Origin of the sequence: uncultured Tenacibaculum sp. (genome assembly GCF_947502995.1) — a bacterium.
In the GTDB taxonomy this organism is placed as follows: Bacteria; Bacteroidota; Bacteroidia; order Flavobacteriales; family Flavobacteriaceae; genus Polaribacter.
Genome location: NZ_CANNBW010000003.1, coordinates 136,034 through 155,966, shown reverse-complemented (window position 1 = coordinate 155,966; position 19,933 = coordinate 136,034). Strand labels below are relative to the sequence as shown.

The window sequence follows — 19,933 nt, the reverse complement described above, 5'->3', positions numbered from 1 at the left end:
TCTCTTTTTGTTTATATAGTTTTACTTATGTTGTAATTATTTACAAATAAGTCAATTTACTACATCATTCCAGGCATTCCACCACCCATTGGAGGCATTCCGGCACCAGCACCACCTTCTTCTTTAATATCTACTAAAGCACATTCAGTAGTTAAGATCATACCAGAAACAGAAGCAGCATTTTCTAAAGCAACACGAGTAACTTTCTTAGGATCAATAATACCAGCTTCTAACATGTCTACATATTGTTCAGTTTTAGCGTCGTATCCAAAGTTACTTTCACCTTCTAATACTTTGTTGATTACTACAGAACCTTCACCACCAGCATTTTCAACGATAGTACGTAAAGGAGCTTCAATTGCACGGTTTACAATTTGAATACCTGTAGTTTCATCTAAATTTTCAGTAGTTAAAGTCTCTAATACTTTTTTAGCACGTACTAAAGCAACACCACCACCAGCAACAATACCTTCTTCTACAGCTGCGCGAGTTGCGTGTAAAGCATCATCTACACGGTCTTTCTTTTCTTTCATCTCTACTTCAGAAGCAGCTCCAACGTATAATACAGCAACACCACCAGCTAATTTAGCTAAACGCTCTTGTAATTTTTCACGATCGTAATCAGAAGTAGTTGTTTCGATTTGTGCTTTAATTTGGTTAACACGAGCTTTAATTTGCTCTTCATCACCAGCACCGTTTACAACAGTTGTATTGTCTTTATCGATAGTTACTGTTTCAGCTGTTCCTAATAAATCTAAAGTTGCGTTTTCTAAAGAGAAACCTCTTTCTTCAGAAATTACAGTACCACCAGTTAAGATAGCGATGTCTTCTAACATTGCTTTTCTTCTATCACCAAACCCAGGAGCTTTAACAGCAGCAATTTTTAATCCACCTCTTAATTTGTTTACTACTAAAGTAGCTAATGCTTGTCCATCTACATCTTCAGCAATAATTAATAAAGGACGACCAGATTGAGCAACTGGCTCTAAAATTGGTAAAATCTCTTGTAAGTTAGAAATCTTCTTATCGAATAATAAGATGTATGGGTTTTCTAACTCTGCAATCATTTTATCTGCATTTGTTACGAAATAAGGAGATAAATACCCTCTATCAAACTGCATTCCTTCAACAACATCTACATACGTGTCAGTTCCTTTAGCTTCCTCAACAGTAATTACACCTTCTTTACCAACTTTACCAAAAGCAGTAGCGATTAAATCACCAATTACTTTGTCATTATTTGCTGAAATAGAAGCTACCTGTTGAATTTTTTCTGAAGAATCACCAACTTCTTTAGATTGTTTTGCTAAATCTTCTGTTAAAGCAGTTACAGCTTTATCGATCCCTCTTTTTAAATCCATTGGATTTGCTCCAGCAGCAACGTTTTTTAATCCTTCTTTTACGATAGCTTGAGCTAAAACAGTTGCAGTAGTAGTACCGTCTCCAGCTAAATCGTTAGTTTTAGAAGCAACTTCTTTTACCATTTGTGCTCCCATGTTTTCAAGAGCATCTTCTAATTCTACTTCTTTTGCTACAGAAACTCCATCTTTAGTTACGTGAGGAGCTCCAAAAGATTTAGAAATAATTACGTTACGACCTTTTGGTCCTAAAGTTACTTTTACAGCATTCGCTAATGCGTCTACACCACGTTTTAAACCGTCGCGAGCTTCAATATCAAATTTTATGTCTTTTGCCATTTTGTTTTTTGTTTAATTAGGTTAGTTGATAATTAGATGATCGCTAAAATGTCCGATTCTCTCATCATTAAGTAATCTTTTCCTTCAAATTTAAGTTCAGTTCCAGAGAACTTACCGTATAAAACTGTATCGCCAACTTTTACAGTTAAAGGCTCATCTTTTTTACCATTTCCAACTGCTACAACAGTTCCTTTTTGAGGTTTTTCTTTTGCATTGTCAGGTATGATAATTCCTGAAGCGGTAGTAGTTTCAGCTGCAGCTGGTTCTACAAGAACTCTATCTGCTAAAGGTTTGATGTTTAATCCCATTTTATTTAAAAATTATTGATTAATCTTAATTTATATTCTCCTTTTGTTTGACAGAAATTGTGCCATTGAAACAAAACTGACAATTTTTCTTAGGAGTCTTGTTTTCTTAAAAAAAGCAATAAAAAAATGCCAACGTGTCATCGTTGGCATTTTTATAATTTATGTCGTATAAAATTTACTGTACTGAGTCTTTTGTTGCAGGAGGTGTTGTTTCAGCAGGTGCTGTAGTTTCAATACCTTCTAACGATTCTTTAAGATCAGGATTGTTTGAGCTGTTTGCTCTAGGAATAGCAAAGTTAGCTAATAAGATTAAAGCAAACATTGCGATAGCTAAAGTCCATGTAGTACGATCTAAAAAGTTATTCGTGTTTTGTACACCTCCGATGTTCATACCACCGCCTCCACCGAAAGAAGATGATAATCCTCCTCCTTTAGGGTTTTGAACCATTACGATTAAAATTAAAGCTACTGCAACAATTAAGATTAATATTAAAAGTAAATTATACGTTGTCATTATTTTATATTTTGTAAAATTCTTATTTTTTTAATCTGGTCTGCAAAGAAACCACTTTTTTCTGGATATTTCAAACTTAATATTTCATAAGCTTTTATTGCGTTATCGTATTTCTTTTGTTCTAGGTAAATTCTAGCTAAAGTTTCGGTCATTAATGTAGGTTCTTGGTTTACTACATTTTGTTTAGAAGGAACTGAAGCATTCTTGTTAATCCTAGATATTTTAGGGTTGTTACTAATAAAACGATCAATAATATCTTCTTGGATATTTCTTTCTTTTTTCTCTGGCTTTTCTTTTGGAGTTTCAGGAATATCTGAAGATAATTGTAGCCATTGGTTGAAAGAAAAAGCTTCGTTTTTAGTAAAAGTTAACGGTTTCCCTATGTTAAGTTCTTCTTCAATACTTTCTTTTTCATTCTTCTTAGTGTCACTATCGACATTATTGTTTTCTTGAGATTTACTCTTGATTTTTGACTCTTTAAAAATGTCTGAAGTAATGAAGTTAAATAAAATAGCTCTGTCTAAAGTATGTGCAGCAGCTAATTTTAATTCATTATTGTATCGAAAACTTTTATGATCTTTTAAAGCTTTTAAATGTAATACTCTGGCAGATTGAAAATACGGATATTTATCTACAATAGATTTTAAATCACTCGAGTTTATCTCCTGCATTTTTTCAGGATGATTTAGGATTTCTATGTAGTTTTCTTTTACCATTTAGCTACAGAAGCATTAAAAATATCTTGGTGTATTCTAGTTAAAATTTCATCTAAAGCAGCTTCTAAAACTGATCCAGATAATTGTTGAGCTGCACCATAATCTGAATAGAAAGAAAACTGTTTTTCAAAGTCGTCTTCTTCTTTCTTTGAGTTTGTATATCTAACATTAACCACAACAGTTAATCTGTTTTGAGCGGCAGTTTGGTTTCCTTGGCTAGATGTTGCACTCATAGGAGTAATTCTATAGTCAATAATTTCTCCTTCGAAACGTAAATCTCCGCCTGCTCTTACTAAAGTTAAATTTGTTTGTCTTGTGAATAAATCTTGTAAATCTTGGGTAAAACGTTGACTTAAGCTTGGTTCCACTAATGGAGCTTGATTTGGGAAGAAGTCTATTTGGATAGTTTCTGCATCACCAATATCACCTTTTCCTGTAAAAGAATAAACTCCACATCCCATTAAAATAACAAGACTAAAACTGTAGAAAAATATAAGTATGCTTTTTTTCATTTTATGGTAGGCTTTGCTTTCGATTTATAAATCGTATTGTTTTATTTTTCTATATAGAGTTCGCTCTGAAATTCCTAATTCTTTTGCTGCTAGTTTACGTTTTCCTTTATTACGTTCTAGTGATTTTTTAATCATTTCGACCTCTTTTTCTTGTAAAGATAAACTTTCGTGTTCTTCTATAGTCTCAATGAAATCATAATTGTTCTGAGAAGTTATTTCAGGAATTTCAACTACTTCTACATTATGTGTAGGTGTTTCTTCGTTGTAAATACGTTGAATTAAATTCCTGTTTTCTTCTTGAACTTCTGTGCTGTTTCCATTTTGCATTAAATCTAAAGTAAGTTTCTTTAAATCATTAATGTCATTACGCATATCGAATAAAATCTTATACATAATATCTCTTTCGTTTGCAAAATCGTTATTCGAAGAACTTGAATTACCAACAACCATTGGTAAATTACCAGAAATATTTGGAAGATATTGAGCAATAATTTCTGATGAAATTATCCTGTTTTCTTCCATAATTGATATCTGTTCAGCAATATTTTTAAGTTGCCTAATATTTCCTGGGAAGTGATAGTTTAATAATAAATTGCTAGCATTTTCATCTAAACGAATTACAGGAATTCTATTTTTTTGAGCGAAATCTGAAGCAAATTTTCTAAATAATAATTGAATATCTGTTCCTCTTTCTCTCAAAGGAGGAAGCCCAATTTCTATAGTACTTAAACGATAGTATAAATCTTCCCTGAATTTTCCTTTTTTTATGGCTTCATGCATATTAACATTGGTAGCAGCCACAATTCGAACATTTGTTTTTTGAACTTGAGAAGATCCTACTTTTATAAATTCACCATTTTCTAAAACACGAAGCAAGCGAACTTGAGTTGTTAATGGTAATTCTCCAACTTCATCTAAGAAGATTGTTCCTCCATCTGCGACTTCGAAATATCCTTTTCTTGTTTGGGTAGCTCCTGTAAAAGCTCCTTTTTCATGACCGAAAAGTTCACTATCGATAGTTCCTTCAGGAATTGCACCACAGTTTACAGCAATATATTTTGCATGCTTTCTGTGAGATAACTGATGAATAATTTTTGGAATGCTTTCTTTTCCAACACCACTTTCACCAATTACTAAAGCAGAAATATCTGTAGGAGCAACTCGAACCGCTTTTTCAATGGCTCTATTGAGTTGTATATCGTTACCGATAATTCCAAATCGTTGTTTTACTGCTTGTAAACTTTCCATTCTTTTTCTTCTAGATTATTTTTTAATTGTTTTCAGAATACCCAACAGCAGTTCCCTTTAATGTAGTAGAAGTACAGTCTTCTATTTTCACATTTACAAAATCACCAATTTTATAGTGTTCTTTAGGGAATACAACAACAGTATTTTGTGTATTTCTACCTTTCCATTCATTTTCACTCTTTTTAGAAGTTCCTTCAATTAAAACTTCTTGAACTTTTCCAACATGTTCTTTAGCTCTATATAAACTATGTTCTTGTTGTAAGTTTATAATTTCTTGTAAGCGACGTTTTTTTACTGCTAAAGGAATATCATCTTCCATTTTTTTAGCTGCAAGAGTTCCTGGTCTTTCAGAATAAGCAAACATAAAACCGAAGCTATATTTTACTTTTTCCATTAAATCTAAAGTATCTTGATGATCTTGTTCTGTTTCTCCACAGAAACCAGCAATCATATCTTGACTTAAATTCATTTCAGGAACGATCTTGTAAATATTTTCTATTAACTCTAGGTATTCTTCACGAGTATGTAATCTGTTCATGGCTTTTAACATTGTGTTACTTCCACTTTGAATAGGTAAGTGAATGTATTTACAGATGTTTTTATGTTTAGCCATAATATGGATTACATCTAAAGTCATGTCTTGCGGATTCGATGTCGAAAAACGGAAACGCATTTTAGGAAACTCTGTAGCACACATGTCTAAAAGCTGTGCGAAATTTACTGCAGTTGCCTGAGCCATTTCAGAAGCTTTATGGAAATCTTTCTTTAATCCTCCACCATACCATAAATATGAATCAACATTCTGTCCAAGTAAAGTGATTTCTTTAAAGTTTTGATCGTGCATCGAACGAATTTCTTCAATAATACTTTGCGGATCTCTACTTCGTTCTCTTCCTCTAGTAAAAGGGACTACGCAGAAGGTACACATATTATCACAACCTCTTGTAATAGATACAAATGCAGAAACTCCGTTAGAATTTAAACGAACAGGAGAAACATCAGCATAAGTTTCTTCTTTGGATAGAATTACATTTACAGCATCTCTACCAGCTTCTACTTCTTCTACTAAATTAGGTAAATCACGATAAGCATCAGGTCCTACAACTAAATCAACTATTTTTTCTTCTTCTAGAAATTTAGCTTTTAAACGTTCTGCCATACAACCTAAAACTCCAACTTTCATTTTAGGGTTGTGCTTTTTAGCATGATTGTATTTTTGTAGTCTGTTACGAACAGTTTGTTCTGCTTTTTCTCTAATAGAGCAAGTATTTACTAAAACTAAATCAGCTTCATTAATATCTCCAGTAGTATTAAAACCTTGTTCAGCAAGAATAGCAGCAACAATTTCACTGTCATTCATGTTCATTTGACAGCCATAACTTTCAATAAAAAGTTTCTTGCTATTACCTTCTTTTTGTTCTGTTAATAAAGGTTTTCCTTGTTTTTTTTCGTCTATAACTTTTTCAACCTGATCCATAATCTTATCTCTTGTAAGTAGAGGGCAAATATACAACCAATTTTATGATTGTGTGACAAATTGTCATTAAATAATGAGTCGTTTCAAATTTAAATTAGCGTTAATTCTTTCAAAACAATTCCTAATAAAAAAAAACTGTATACTTTTGCAATTTAAAATACACTATATATATGGTGTAACAAAAAATCTATAAGAAAAGATACATGGCAAAGAATTTAGTAATTGTAGAGTCTCCTGCAAAAGCAAAAACAATTGAGAAGTTTTTAGGTAAAGATTTTCAAGTTGAGTCAAGTTATGGACATATTGCAGATTTACCATCTAAAGAATTGGGTGTTAATGTAGATGGAGATTTTAAACCTAAGTATATTGTTTCTTCGGATAAGAAATCGGTAGTTAAAAAATTGAAGGATTTAGCTAAGAAAGCAGAAATGGTTTGGTTAGCATCCGATGAAGATCGAGAAGGAGAAGCTATTGCATGGCACTTAGCAGAACAATTAAAGTTAAATAAAGACAATACAAAACGTATTGTATTTAACTCAATTACTAAAAATGCGATTTTAAAAGCCATAGAAAATCCAAGAACTATTAATTATGATTTAGTAGATGCTCAACAAGCAAGACGTGTACTAGATAGGATCGTAGGATATGAATTATCTCCTGTATTGTGGAGAAAAGTAAAAGCAGGTTTATCTGCAGGTAGAGTACAGTCTGTAGCTGTGCGTTTAATTGTAGAACGTGAACGTGACATAGAAAGCTTTAAACCTGTAGCTTCTTATAGAGTAGATGCTGAGTTTACTAATGCAGATGGTAAGAAGTTTAAGGCGAAATTACCAAAGAATTTTTCCACTAAAGAAGAAGCAGAAGCTTTTTTAAATTCATGTTTGTCTGCAGATTTTTCAGTTTCAGATTTACAAACAAAGCCAGCTAAGAAATCGCCGGCTGCACCTTTTACAACATCAACATTACAACAAGAGGCTTCTCGTAAGTTAGGTTTTCCTGTGGCAAAAACGATGTTAATGGCGCAGCGTTTATATGAAGCTGGATTGATTACTTATATGAGAACTGATAGTGTAAATTTATCTTCTGAAGCAGTTAATGCGGCAGCGGAAGAAATTGAAGCTTCTTATGGTAAAGAATATAGTAAGCCTAGAAATTTCTCTACAAAATCTAAAGGAGCACAAGAAGCTCACGAAGCTGTTCGACCTACTAATATGGCAGTTCATACTGTTTCTGTAGATTATGATCAAGATCGATTGTATAGTTTAATTTGGAAAAGAACTATTGCTTCTCAGATGAGTGAAGCACAGTTAGAAAGAACTAATGTTAAAATTTCTAACAATAAAAATGATAAAGATTTTTCTGCAAATGGAGAGGTAATTACATTCGAAGGTTTCTTAAAAGTATATTTAGAAGGAACAGATAATGAAGAGGAAGAACAAGCAGGAATGTTACCAAAAATGAAAGTAGGAGAAGAGTTAAACAACGAATATATTACAACGACGCAACGTTATACTCGTCCTCCTGCAAGATACACGGAAGCTTCTTTAGTAAAACATTTAGAAGAGTTAGGTATAGGTAGACCTTCTACTTATGCACCAACAATTTCTACGGTACAAAGAAGAGGTTATGTAGAAAAAGGAACAGCTGAAGGAGTTGAGCGTGAATATATTCAATTAGTATTAAAATCAGATTCAATTAAAGAGCAGGTTTTAACAGAAAAGGTAGGTTCTGATAAAGGAAAAATGATGCCAACAGATATTGGTAACATTGTGAATGACTTTTTAGTTGAGAATTTTTCAAGTATTCTAGATTACGGATTTACTGCTAAAGTAGAAAGTGATTTCGATAATATTGCCGGAGGAAAAGAAGATTGGACTTCAGTAATTAAAGATTTTTATAAAGATTTTCATCCAACAGTTAAAGATGTTGCAGAAAATGCTGAAAGAGCTAGCGGACAAAGGTTGTTAGGAATCGATCCAGATTCTGGTAAAAATGTATACGTACGTTTAGGAAGGTTTGGAGCTATGGTTCAAATTGGAGAGGCTACAGATGAAGAAAAACCTAAGTTTGCAAGTTTACAAGGAGATCAAACCATGAGTTCTATAACTTATGAAGAAGCCATGGACTTATTTAAGTTGCCTAAAACCTTAGGAGATTATGAGGAGAAAGAAGTAATTGTAGCTAATGGAAGGTTTGGTCCATACATAAAGTTTGATGGGAAATATGTTTCTTTAGATAAAGATGAAAATCCAATGTCTGTAGATATGGATAGAGCAATTGAACTTATTGAAGCAAAAAGAAAAGCAGATGCTCCTATCGGAGAATATGAAGGTTTTCCTATTCAAAAAGGAGTTGGAAGATTTGGTCCTTTTATAAAGTGGAATTCTATTTTTATTAATGTAAATAAAAAATATGATTTCGATAACTTAACCCAATCAGACTTAGAAGAATTAATAGAAGATAAAAAGAGAAAAGAAAGGGAAAAATTAATTCATAATTGGGAAGATGTAGGTATTCGAGTAGAGAAAGCAAGATGGGGTAGGTTTAATGTAATTAAGGGTAAGACTAAAATAGAGTTGCCTAAAACTACCGAAATTGAGAAATTTACAAAAGAAGATGCAGTTAAGTTAGTTGATTCGAAAAAAACAACTAAAAAAACAACTAGAAAGACTTCTAAAAAGAAATAAATTTATATATTGCTCAGCATTCACTAATCCCCAAATTAATGAATACAGATTTTTTATCTCCTATCAGTGAAAAAGTAGTCGCACAACTAGATGTGCAGTCACCTGATACCTTAGGGAGAATGATAAAGATTCACACAGTTCAAAACGGTTTTCCAGATTTAGAAGATGTGAGTGTAGCTCTTGTAGGAGTTAAAGAAGGGAGAAACGGAGTAGATAACTTAGGGTGTGGAGAAGATTTATCCAAAATAAGAGAAGCATTTTACAAGTTATTTATTGGTGATTGGAATTTAACTATTGCAGATATAGGAAATGTAGAACGAGGTAATACGGTAAAAGATACATATTTTGCTGTTGCTGATGTTGTTTCTAATTTAGTTAAGAATAATATAGTAGTAGTTTTACTGGGAGGGAGTCAAGATATTACTTATGCGAATTATAGAGCTTATGACGCTTTGGAACAAACAATCAATTTAGTTTCAGTTGATAGTCATTTTGATCTAGGTACATTAGAAGATGAATTAAATTCAGAATCTTTTTTGAGCAAAATTATAATGGAAGAAGCTAATAATTTGTTCAATTATAGTAATATTGGTTATCAAACCTATTTAAATTCTCAGCAAGAAGTAAAATTATTGCAAAATTTGTATTTCGATACTTATAGGTTAGGGGAAGTTGTAAGAGAGATAAAATTAGTAGAGCCTATACTAAGAGATGCAGATATTGTAAGTGTAGACATAGGAAGCGTTAGGCAAAGTGATGCTCCAGCAAATAACAATGCAAATCCTAATGGGTTTTTTGGAGATCAATTATGCGCTATTGCAAGATATGCAGGAATAAGTGACAAAGTAACCTCTTTTGGTGTCTATGAATATAGTAGTTTGTTAGATAGTAATAAACAGACTTCTAATTTAATAGCTCAAGCAATATGGTATTTTGTAGAAGGAGTAAATTATAGAGCTAAGGATTATCCTTTTTCAACTAAAGAAAGTTACCAAAAATTTAGTGTAATTTTAGAAGATGATGATCCAATAAATTTTTATAAGAGCGATAAAAGTGGTCGTTGGTGGATGGAGATTAATCTAATAACGGATAATAAATACAGAAGACATGCGTTAATACCATGTGCATATCAAGATTATTTGAAGGCCACAGAGCAAAAAATTCCTGAAAGATGGTACAAAGCACAGCAAAAACTTACATAAAAAAGTTATATTTGCGTTCCTTGATAGAAAATGTTGAATAAAATTATAAAAAAGTTACAAACTCTTTAATAAGAAAAATATGAAGAAAGTAGCACTGTTTACCCTAATTATAGCACTTGTTTACAGTTGTGGATCTAACAACGATAGAGGAGAGCTTACTGGTGTTAAATCGAAGAGAAAATGGTTCGCGGAAAAACCATACGGAATGGTTTTTATTAAAGGTGGTTCGTTTACTATGGGTAAGCAAGATGAAGACCCATTAGGAGCTATGAATGCCCCAACAAGAACGGTTACAGTACAGCCGTTTTATATGGATGAATCTGAAATTACAAATAGTGAATACAAACAATTCGTTAATTGGGTAAGAGATTCTGTAGTAAGAACAAAATTAGCTTATCAAGCAGAGTTCGCTTCTGGTGATGATGAACTTACAGATGGTAAAAATAGACCTGAAGGTATCCAATTATATGCATTTGCTTCAAAAGATACAGCTAATGAATCTCCATATCAAAAGTATATGAGAGAGAATTACTATGAGGTTGGTGAAGGAATAGATTCTATTAAGCCATTAAATTGGGAAGAAGAGTTAATTTGGAATAAAGAAGATTATCCAGACGAGGATTACGTAGAAGTAATGGACTCTCTTTATCTTAAAAAAGATGAAGCTTTAAATGGAATCCGTACATTTAATACAAAGTTGTTAAACTACAGATACTTCTGGTTTGATAACGAAGAAGCTGCGAGAACTGGAAAAAACAGAAAAGATTTTTTAAAAGACGAAACTTTAAATATTTATCCTGATACTACGGTATGGATTAAAGATTTCAATTATTCATATAATGATCCGATGCACCAAGAGTATTTTGCTCATAAAGCATTTGAAGACTACCCAGTAGTTGGAATTAGCTGGCACCAAGCTAGAGCTTTCTGTCATTGGAGAACAAAAAACAAAAATTCTTACCAAAGATCAAAGAAAAACTTAGGTCTAGTTCCTGCTTTCAGATTACCAACTGAAGCGGAGTGGGAATATGCAGCGCGTGGAGGATTAGACTTTGCTAAATATCCTTGGGGAGGTCCAAGTACTACAAGTGACAGAGGATGTTTCTTAGCAAACTTTAAACCAGTTCGTGGAGATTATGCTGCAGATGGTGCTTTATATACTGTTGAAGCAATTTCGTACAACCCTAATGGGTTCGGATTATACAACATGGCTGGAAATGTTTCTGAATGGACAAACACAGCATACAACCAAATGTCTTACTATATGGGATCTACAATGAACCCAAATGTTGAAAACAGAGAAAATCATCGTAAAATTGTTCGTGGTGGTTCTTGGAAAGATGTAGCTTATTTCTTAGAAGTAGGTTCTCGTGACTGGGAATATGCAGATACAGCAAGAAGTTACATTGGTTTTAGAACTGTTCAAGATTACCTTGGTACAAAAAAACAGTAAATAAATAAACATAATAAATATCCCTAATTAATAAAAATCAAGAATTATGGCACAATCAAAATCAACGAAAAAGATGTTCAACATGGCTTACGGTTTAGGAGCTGCGGTAGTAATCTTAGGAGCATTATTCAAAATTATGCACTTTAAGATTGGACCTTTAACCGGTGGAGTTATGTTAACAATTGGTATGGCTGTAGAAGCTGTTGTTTTCGCTTTATCTGCATTTGAACCAGTAGAAGACGAATTAGATTGGACTAAAGTTTACCCAGAATTAGCTGATGGTAGTGGTTCAGGTAGAAAAAAGAAAGAAAAAGAAGCTACTCCAGAAGAAGCTCAGTCATTATTATCTCAGAAGTTAGATAACATTTTAAAAGAAGCTAAATTAGATGCTCAGTTAGTATCTAGATTAGGAGATAGCATCAAAGGATTCCAAGGAGCTGTTGAGCCATTAGCACAAGCTTCTCAATCTATTTCTGCTACAAACAACTACAACGAGCAAGTTTCTAAGGCAGCTTCTCAAATGGCTTCTTTAAATAGCTTATACCAAACTCAAGTAGAAAATGCTTCAAGACAAACTGAGTTAAACTCAGCAATGGTAGAAAATAGCCAACGTTTACAAGAGCAAATGCAATCTTTAGCAACTAACTTATCTTCATTAAACGGAGTATATGGTGGTATGTTAACTGCTATGAGTACAAAATAATTTAATATTAACTAAGCAAACTAATTTTAAATTATGGCAGGCGGAAAACAATCTCCAAGACAGAAGATGATTAACCTTATGTATCTTATCTTCATTGCAATGTTAGCAATGAATATGAGTAAAGAGGTATTATCAGCTTTTGGATTGATGAACGAAAAATTATCAGATGCTAATGTTAGAGCAACTGAACAAAATAATAAAGCATATGAAAGTTTAGCTCTTAAAGCTTCTGAACAAGAAAAGCAATATGGAGAAGCTAAAGAAAAAACAGATGCTCTTAAAGCACAAGCAGATTCTTTTTATTCATATTTAGAAGATCTTAAAGGAAGAATGACTTCTGATCTTAAAGATAAAAAAGATTATGAAACAATGGATAAGTCTAAGTTTTTAGATGAATTATTTTTTGTTAGTGGAACAATTACTCCTGAAGGAAAAGAATTTGTTTCTAAAATGGATGAATTCAAAAAAGCTTCTTTAGAAGTTTTAGGAGAAACTGAGTTATCGGGTGTTGTTTCTAGTCGTTTTAGTACAGATCCAGTAAAAAATAAGGATGGTAAACAATTAAATTGGTTAAATTATCATTATGAAGGTTTTCCTTTAGTTGCTTCTTTAACTAAGTTAACTCAAATTCAAGCTGATATTAAAGCAACTGAATCTGATGCTTTATCTAAATTATTACAAGGTGAATTAGAAAGTGCAGTTTCTTTAAAGAATTACGAAGCAATGGTAGTTTTTGAAAAGAATGCATACTATCCTGGAGAAAAATTATCAGGTAAAATTGTTTTAGGTAAAAACGATCCAAATTTAACTGCAGAGAAAGTAACTATCAATGGTAAAGATTGGCCAGAAGATAAAATTAAAGCTGGTCAGGTTATTTTAGATGGACCTGCAGGTTCTGTTGGAGATAGATCAATTAAGGGAACATTTACTTTCAAAGAAAATGACTCTTTAGTTGAAATTCCAATTAATGGTGGATATTCAGTTATTCCAAGACCAAACGAAGCTGTTATTTCTGCTGATAAAATGAATGCTGTATACCGTGGGTTAGTAAATCCAATGACGATTTCTATGCCAGGTGTGCCTTCAAATAAAGTTGCAGCTTCTGCACCAGGTTTAAAAAGAGCTAAAGGAGATAGTTATAACATGAGACCTGGTAAAGGAAATGAAGTAACAATTCGTGTTACTGGAACATTACCAGATGGAAAAAAAGTAAGTTCTAATAAGAAATTTAGAATAAAAGACATACCTCCAGCGTTAGGTATGATAAGAGGTCAATATGGAACAGTTTCTATGCCAAAATCTAGTATAGGTAAAGTTAGAATTGGAGCAGGATTACCAGACTTCTTATTTGATTTAACATTAAATGTTAAAAGTTTTAAGGTAAAAGTACCTGGACAACCAACAGTAACTGTTACTGGAACAAAAATGGATAGTAGAGTCTCAAGAGCTGTTAATAAAGCTAGAAGAGGTGATATTATTAGTGTTTATGATATTCAAGCAACGGTAGCTGGTTCTGGTGTTAAAGTTAAGAGAGTAGGAGCCGTAAATATTAAGGTTGCGAATTAATAATTAAAATAAAGAAAGTATGAATTGGAAGCGTTTTAATTTGGTTATTATAGCATTGTCTATAACCAGTGTAACATTTGCACAGGCCAATCTATTAAATGCTAAAAAAGTAGAGGCGATTGGTATTAAAACTCAGGAGCAAATAGATTCTGATGATGATAAACCGCTACCATATGGTTACATAAGCGATCGAGACGTATTATGGTCTAAAGTAGTGTGGGAATTTATAGACTTAAACCAAAAGATCAACTTACCTTACTATTACCCAATTGATACTGCTAGAGCTTCAAATTCTAGAAGATCTCTTTATGATACTTTAATGAAGGGAATTAAGCAGGGTAAAATCACTGAAATATATGATGATTCATATTTTACAGCTAAATTCTCTCAAAAAGAAATAGATGAGAGAACACTCAATGTTAGAGAAGTAGATGGTGGTGAAGAGGAAGGTGGTTATACAGATACTTACGTAATTAAATCTGAGTATATTAAAGGATACATGATTAAAGGTATTTGGTATTTCGACAAGCGTCAAGGAGAGTTAAAATATAGAATGTTAGCAATAGCACCTATGGGACCTGATGTACAAGTTTTAGGATCTGAAATTGAAGATCAAGACGATGAAATTTATGAGTTGTTTTGGGTGTTCTTCCCAGATGCTCGTGAAGTATTACATGAGTCTAAAGTATTCAATCCTAAAAATTCAGCACACCCAATTTCTTATGACAACCTTTTAAATGCTCGTCGTTTTAACTCTATCGTAGTTAAAGAAGAGAACTTATACGGAGATCGTAAAATTAGTGACTATATCCGTGGGAATTCTTTATTTCAGTTGTTAGAAGCTAATAGAATTAAAGAAGGAATACGTGACCGTGAAATGGACATGTGGAATTATTAATTCTTTTGAAAATATAATTTGAAAGCGCTCTGAGTAATCAGGGCGCTTTTTTTTCGTATTATTACATAAAAAAAGCTAAAGCCCGAATCAATACTTCTTATTATGAAAGAAATTTTAAATCAAATTTTTGATATAGAACAAAAGTCAGAGAAAAATGAATTGCATGTTTTCGATAGAAATATCAGACGTTTATATCACGAAATTGAGAGTTTGGGTTTTGAAATTAAAAACCCTTTAGGAGAAAAATATTCATTAGAGAGAACAGACATAGAAGCAACTTTAATGAATGATTTTCATAGTAAAATGAAAATAACAAAGGTGTTAAAACCTATTATTTATAAGTCAGAAAACGGACATATGACTTTAGTGCAAAGAGGAGTAGTAATAGTTGAGTAAATACGGTAATGAAAACAGTAAATTTTGGAATAGATTTAGGAACTACAAATAGTTTGATATCTAAATATGAAAACGGAACGTTAGAAGTGTTTAAAAATCCGTTAGGATTAAAACAAACATTATCTTCTGCAGTAGCATACAGAAAAAATAAAATTATTGTTGGAGACAAAGCAAGAGACTTATTAGAACGCGATGCTATGAATGTATTTACTTGCTTTAAAAGAAAAATGGGAACTTCAGAGTCTTATTTTGTACCTAATTTGAATAAGAAGGTAACACCTGTTGAATTATCAACATTAGTATTACAAGAACTGAAGAATTTTATTCATACAGGAGAAACTGTAGATGAAATTGTAATTACTATTCCATCTTCTTTTGATACAATTCAGTCTAATGCTACTAAAATTGCTGGAGAAAAAGCAGGTTTTAACAAAGTGTATCTTTTACAAGAACCTATTGCAGCCAGTTTAGCATTTGCTAATCAAGGTAAATTAAATATTGAAGAAAAGAAAAAATGGTTAATCTACGATTTTGGAGGAGGAACTTTTGATGTTGCTTTAATTGAGATCGATGACAGAGAGATTAATGTTATAGATAATGAAGGAGATAATTTCTTAGGAGGTTTAGATATCGATAATTTAATTATTGAAAAAATTATTGTCCCTTTCCTCGAGAAAGAAATAAACGAAGAAAATCTTTGGCAACAATTTAAAGAAACTGGGAATGCATATCAAAAGTTATATTATGAATTGTTATTTAAAGCAGAAGAAGCTAAGAAAGAACTTACAATTTTTGAAAATGTAGAGATAGAAATAGATTATCCTGAAAAAGATATTTATGAAACTGTAGAAATTTCAAGAAATCAATTTAATGCTTTAATCAGTCCATTATTAAATAGAACAATAGCTTTTTCTAAACAGGTTTTAACTAATAATAATTTATATAGTTCAGATATTGAGCGAATTATCATGGTTGGTGGAACAACACTAATACCATATGTTAGAGAGAAAGTAAGAACAGAAACACAAATTACTGTAGATACAAATGTAGATCCAACAGCTGCTGTAGGAATTGGGGCTGCATTTTATGCTGGTTCTAAACCTAAAACAATAACTAGCTCAGAAGAAAAAGAAATTATAGATAATAAAGTAGATCAAAATATAGTAGATCAATTTCAAATTTTCTATGAAAAAAGTTCTAATGACGATGAAGAACTTATTAATGTAAAGAATGTTTTAAAAGCTTCAGGTTATTATCGAATTACACGATTAGACGGAGGTTTCGATACAGGAATTATAGCTTTTGATAAAGATATATTCTGTTATGTAGATTTATTAAAAGGCACAGTAAATAGTTTTGAACTTAGAATATTTGATGAAAATCAAACCGAGATTTTTAGTACTCGTGATATTAAAATTTCTCAAGGAAAATATAATGTAAAAGGACAGTTATTACCTCAAGCGATCTGCTTAGAAATTGATGATATAGAATTTGGAGAAACTAGATTAGAGGCTATTTTTACTAAAAATAGTATTCTTCCTTTAAAGAAAGTAATCTACAAAACAGCTTCTAAAACAATTGTAAAGGGAAGTGATGATTTATTGCAAATAAACATTGTAGAAGGTGATGATAATGGGCTGCCAAGTTCAGGATTAACAATTGGTTTTATAGAAGTTTCTGGTAAAGATTTAACCGAAGATTTAATTAAAGGAACAGATATAGAAATAGAAATTAAAATGTCTGAATCTAGAGATATTCATGTGAATGTCTTTTTATCATTAACAGAACAAGAATTCAAAAATACATTTACACCTACAGAGCGTTATATAAGTAGAGCTAAAATTGATAAGGATTTATATTTAGTAATAGAAAATTTAGATAAAGAGCTACAAAATCACGGAGACGATTATGAGTTGTTAGCTAAATTTAAATCGATTCGTGATAATTTAATTGAATTACAAATTGAGTTAACTTTATTATCAGATAATGATACTACAGATAAAAAGTTTAGTATCAATAATAAAAAAAGAGAACTGATCAATCAATATGATTTGTTAACACGACATGTTATTTTAGATGAAGAGATAAGTAATTATAAGAGAATTGTAGATGATATTAAGTATGATATAGAAACAGATGAATTACCTCAGTTTACAGATCGACTAAATACTATCATTAAAGACGAGAAAAAGTTTCTTAATTCAGGGAATAAATATCTTTTAAAATCAAAGATAAAGGAATTAGAAACTTTGCAGAATGTAATTTTTAACGCTAAAGATGAAAACTACGTTTATGCTTTTATGAATTATAAATTTAATCCAGAAGTTTTTACAAATACCAAAAAAGCTGAAAAATTGTTTAAAGAAGGCGACAAAGCCATGGAAAAACAAGATTATAAAGCTCTAAAGTTTATTGTGATTAATTTATATAACTTATTACCGCCTGAAATGAGAGATAAGAAACAACAAATGGATAATAAAAATAAAACTGGTCTACAATAATTTAGTATCGTAGGCCAATTATTTCTATACCATTTTCATTAATTTCTATAAAAGGATTTTCTCCTTTAACTTTTTGAATAATAAGAGGGTTGCTGAAAAAATTAATTTCCTTTTTATCACATTTTAAAGTAGGTATACCTTTATTGTTATAAAAGTGTTTTCCTTTGTAGAAATACAATGAATCTCCGGTATCATATAAAAAAACTTTTAATTCTTCATGAGGTTTTACATAAGCTGTAAAATCTCTCCATGAATATAAATTTCTGTTGAAAATTATTAAATGCTTGTTTGTGTGATTTTTTATAGAAACAGGATATCCACTCACATCTACATGTGAGTAATTTCTGAAAAGGTCAGGGTAAAGGTTTTGTCCAGTTTTAAATGTATCTTTAATTGTCTGTGTTTTATCTTGAGTGCTATTTTTAATTAAACGATTAAAAAATGCATTCTTTGGTTTGTTCCATTTTACTGGAGTTCTTTTGTAATCATCATAGGAAACTTCTTTTTCACTAGTTTCTATTATTTCTGAAAAAGAAGTATTGTATTTTCTCTTATCTATATAATCTGGATTTGCAGTTGTTTCTACTTCTAATTTATGATATAAAATAGCATCATTTGTTATTTCAATATGACTAGTACTATCCTTCCTACCATAAATTTTATTAATTTTTAAAAGTTGTTCAGTGTCTTTAGGATTTATTTTTGAAAAAAGATCTTCGTCTGTACCACTGATTTCTATCTTAGAAAAGTCCTTACCTAAATAGTAAATTAATTTAAGGTAAGTTTCATATGCAATTTTCAAAGAATCTTTACTATTCACAAAAACAGTACTCATCAATTTCTCTTCATTATATTTAGTGAACAACACTAAAGATTTGTCACTTTTATTTATAATAGCGATTGAATCTTTTGGGTTTAATTTTTTTAGCTCATTTCTCACACTTAAAGTATGATCATAATAAAAATCAAATTTATTTTTAAAACCTCTATCACCTGTTTTTAAATTTACTTTTCTAAAGTTTTTAGAAGCTTTTAAAGAAGAATCTTTCGCTCGGAAATATAAATTCCAGATAAAATCTTTCTGTGTTTTTTTATAAATACGTGTAAGATTATCAATAGTTCTACTAGATCTCTCATAAACTATTGAAGGATCAAAATTATAATTAGAGGAACTACTGTTGTTATTCGCAAATCTGGCAATTCCGATAAATACTGCAATTAAAAAAGCAAAAATTCGAAACGCTTCAAAGTTATTACTACCACTGCCTTGAAGTCCATTATCTTGATATCCTAAAGAAGCTAAATCTTTAAATTGATCTTCAACAAAAGAATCACTTGTAGAAAGTTTGGCAAATAAACGATATGCTTTTTTAATCTTATTATATTCTTTATTGTTGATTCTAGATTTATTATAATAATCAACCAAAGCATTTACATAATCTAACTTAAGATCATCTGAAATTCCATAGGGTAATAAGTTTAATAAATCGGTATGAGTATCATAAGTTACTTGCGGACATTTTTCATAGAGTGTTTTAGCTTTTGTAATTTTAATTGTCTCTATTAAAATAATGGTTTGTTGCTCTAAATATTTGTAGCAGCGTAATAAAAGATCACTACTAAAAATTTCTTCATGATTTAAAGCTTCAATAATAGTATCATATTTTTTAGCTTGATAATCTCTTTTTAAAAGAGGAAAAAAATAGGTATCCAAATAAGGAGCTAGAAAATCAGAATATTCAGATAACTTTTCTATGAATTCTTCTTCGAAAAAGAAAGTGCTTGGTCCATCATCATTCCCAGAGCTAATAAACTCTTTAAGTTTAGGATGCTTTTCAATAAAAATAATCGACTTACGTTTTTCAGAATCTTTCAATTGTTCTAAAAGTAAATGCATTTCATCAAGGTTGTAAAACTCATCCTGATTTTGAAGTTTTAATACTTTTAAGCGTTTCTCTAAACGAATAATATTCTTCTTATCAATTTGTTCTAAGTCCTCTAAAGAGATATCTAAAATGTCAATTGGAGAGATATACATAGAAAAAGTTAAGTTTT

General features: G+C 31.2%; 16 protein-coding genes. 8 read left to right on the top strand and 8 right to left on the bottom strand.

Annotated elements, in window-relative coordinates:
* Window positions 1–59: 59 nt before the first annotated feature.
* The 7 genes from groL to miaB all read right to left on the bottom strand — a co-directional run bounded on the left by groL (window position 60) and on the right by miaB (window position 6,472).
* Window positions 60–1,697 carry a chaperonin GroEL gene (gene groL / locus Q1A46_RS03500; protein WP_299673998.1) on the bottom strand — a complete coding sequence of 546 codons (1,638 nt, stop codon included), beginning with the start codon at window positions 1,695–1,697 and terminating at the stop codon, window positions 60–62.
* Window positions 1,698–1,729: 32 nt separating this feature from the next.
* A complete protein-coding gene (gene groES / locus Q1A46_RS03495) occupies window positions 1,730–2,005 on the bottom strand; it encodes a co-chaperone GroES (RefSeq protein WP_095074248.1) in 276 nt (91 codons plus the stop codon).
* 175 nt (window positions 2,006–2,180) lie between these two features.
* Window positions 2,181–2,519, bottom strand: coding sequence for a preprotein translocase subunit SecG (secG, locus tag Q1A46_RS03490; RefSeq protein ID WP_299673996.1), 339 nt, complete (start codon window positions 2,517–2,519; stop codon window positions 2,181–2,183).
* Window positions 2,519–3,235: a tetratricopeptide repeat protein gene (locus Q1A46_RS03485; RefSeq protein ID WP_299673994.1), complete on the bottom strand. Its 717-nt coding sequence runs from the start codon at window positions 3,233–3,235 to the stop codon at window positions 2,519–2,521. Before Q1A46_RS03485 ends, secG begins: the two co-directional genes overlap by 1 nt.
* The gene (locus Q1A46_RS03480) at window positions 3,229–3,747 is read right to left on the bottom strand and encodes an LptE family protein (protein ID WP_299673992.1); all 519 of its coding nucleotides are present in this window, start codon (window positions 3,745–3,747) and stop codon (window positions 3,229–3,231) included. The genes Q1A46_RS03485 and Q1A46_RS03480 overlap by 7 nt, the downstream gene beginning before the upstream one ends.
* A 24-nt stretch (window positions 3,748–3,771) precedes the next feature.
* Window positions 3,772–4,995 carry a sigma 54-interacting transcriptional regulator gene (locus tag Q1A46_RS03475; protein WP_299673990.1) on the bottom strand — a complete coding sequence of 408 codons (1,224 nt, stop codon included), beginning with the start codon at window positions 4,993–4,995 and terminating at the stop codon, window positions 3,772–3,774.
* A gap of 22 nt (window positions 4,996–5,017) precedes the next feature.
* Window positions 5,018–6,472, bottom strand: a complete 1,455-nt coding sequence (miaB, locus tag Q1A46_RS03470) for a tRNA (N6-isopentenyl adenosine(37)-C2)-methylthiotransferase MiaB (protein WP_299673988.1) — start codon at window positions 6,470–6,472, stop codon at window positions 5,018–5,020.
* 203 nt (window positions 6,473–6,675) lie between these two features.
* On the opposite strand from miaB, the gene topA reads away from it, so the two are divergent.
* The 8 genes from topA (at window position 6,676) to Q1A46_RS03430 (ending at window position 17,878) form a co-directional block, all read left to right on the top strand.
* Window positions 6,676–9,159, top strand: coding sequence for a type I DNA topoisomerase (topA, locus tag Q1A46_RS03465; protein ID WP_299673986.1), 2,484 nt, complete (start codon window positions 6,676–6,678; stop codon window positions 9,157–9,159).
* 38 nt (window positions 9,160–9,197) lie between these two features.
* Entirely contained in the window at window positions 9,198–10,361 is a 1,164-nt protein-coding gene (locus Q1A46_RS03460) for a formimidoylglutamase (RefSeq protein WP_299673984.1), read from the top strand.
* Between the two features lie 79 nt (window positions 10,362–10,440).
* Window positions 10,441–11,814: a gliding motility lipoprotein GldK gene (gene gldK / locus Q1A46_RS03455; protein WP_299673982.1), complete on the top strand. Its 1,374-nt coding sequence runs from the start codon at window positions 10,441–10,443 to the stop codon at window positions 11,812–11,814.
* Window positions 11,815–11,860: 46 nt separating this feature from the next.
* Window positions 11,861–12,517, top strand: a complete 657-nt coding sequence (gldL, locus tag Q1A46_RS03450) for a gliding motility protein GldL (RefSeq protein WP_299673980.1) — start codon at window positions 11,861–11,863, stop codon at window positions 12,515–12,517.
* Window positions 12,518–12,550: 33 nt separating this feature from the next.
* Window positions 12,551–14,083 carry a gliding motility protein GldM gene (gene gldM / locus Q1A46_RS03445; RefSeq protein ID WP_299673978.1) on the top strand — a complete coding sequence of 511 codons (1,533 nt, stop codon included), beginning with the start codon at window positions 12,551–12,553 and terminating at the stop codon, window positions 14,081–14,083.
* Window positions 14,084–14,102: 19 nt separating this feature from the next.
* Window positions 14,103–14,981: a gliding motility protein GldN gene (gldN, locus tag Q1A46_RS03440; protein ID WP_299673977.1), complete on the top strand. Its 879-nt coding sequence runs from the start codon at window positions 14,103–14,105 to the stop codon at window positions 14,979–14,981.
* Window positions 14,982–15,083: 102 nt separating this feature from the next.
* Window positions 15,084–15,377 (top strand): hypothetical protein, encoded by a 294-nt coding sequence (locus Q1A46_RS03435; RefSeq protein WP_299673975.1) that lies wholly within the window; start codon window positions 15,084–15,086, stop codon window positions 15,375–15,377.
* Between the two features lie 8 nt (window positions 15,378–15,385).
* Complete coding sequence (locus Q1A46_RS03430) at window positions 15,386–17,878, top strand: Hsp70 family protein (RefSeq protein WP_299673972.1); 2,493 nt, start codon at window positions 15,386–15,388, stop codon at window positions 17,876–17,878.
* A 1-nt stretch (window position 17,879) separates the two neighbouring features.
* On the opposite strand, the gene Q1A46_RS03425 is transcribed toward Q1A46_RS03430, so the two are convergent.
* Entirely contained in the window at window positions 17,880–19,916 is a 2,037-nt protein-coding gene (locus tag Q1A46_RS03425) for a hypothetical protein (RefSeq protein ID WP_299673971.1), read from the bottom strand.
* Window positions 19,917–19,933 lie beyond the last annotated feature (17 nt).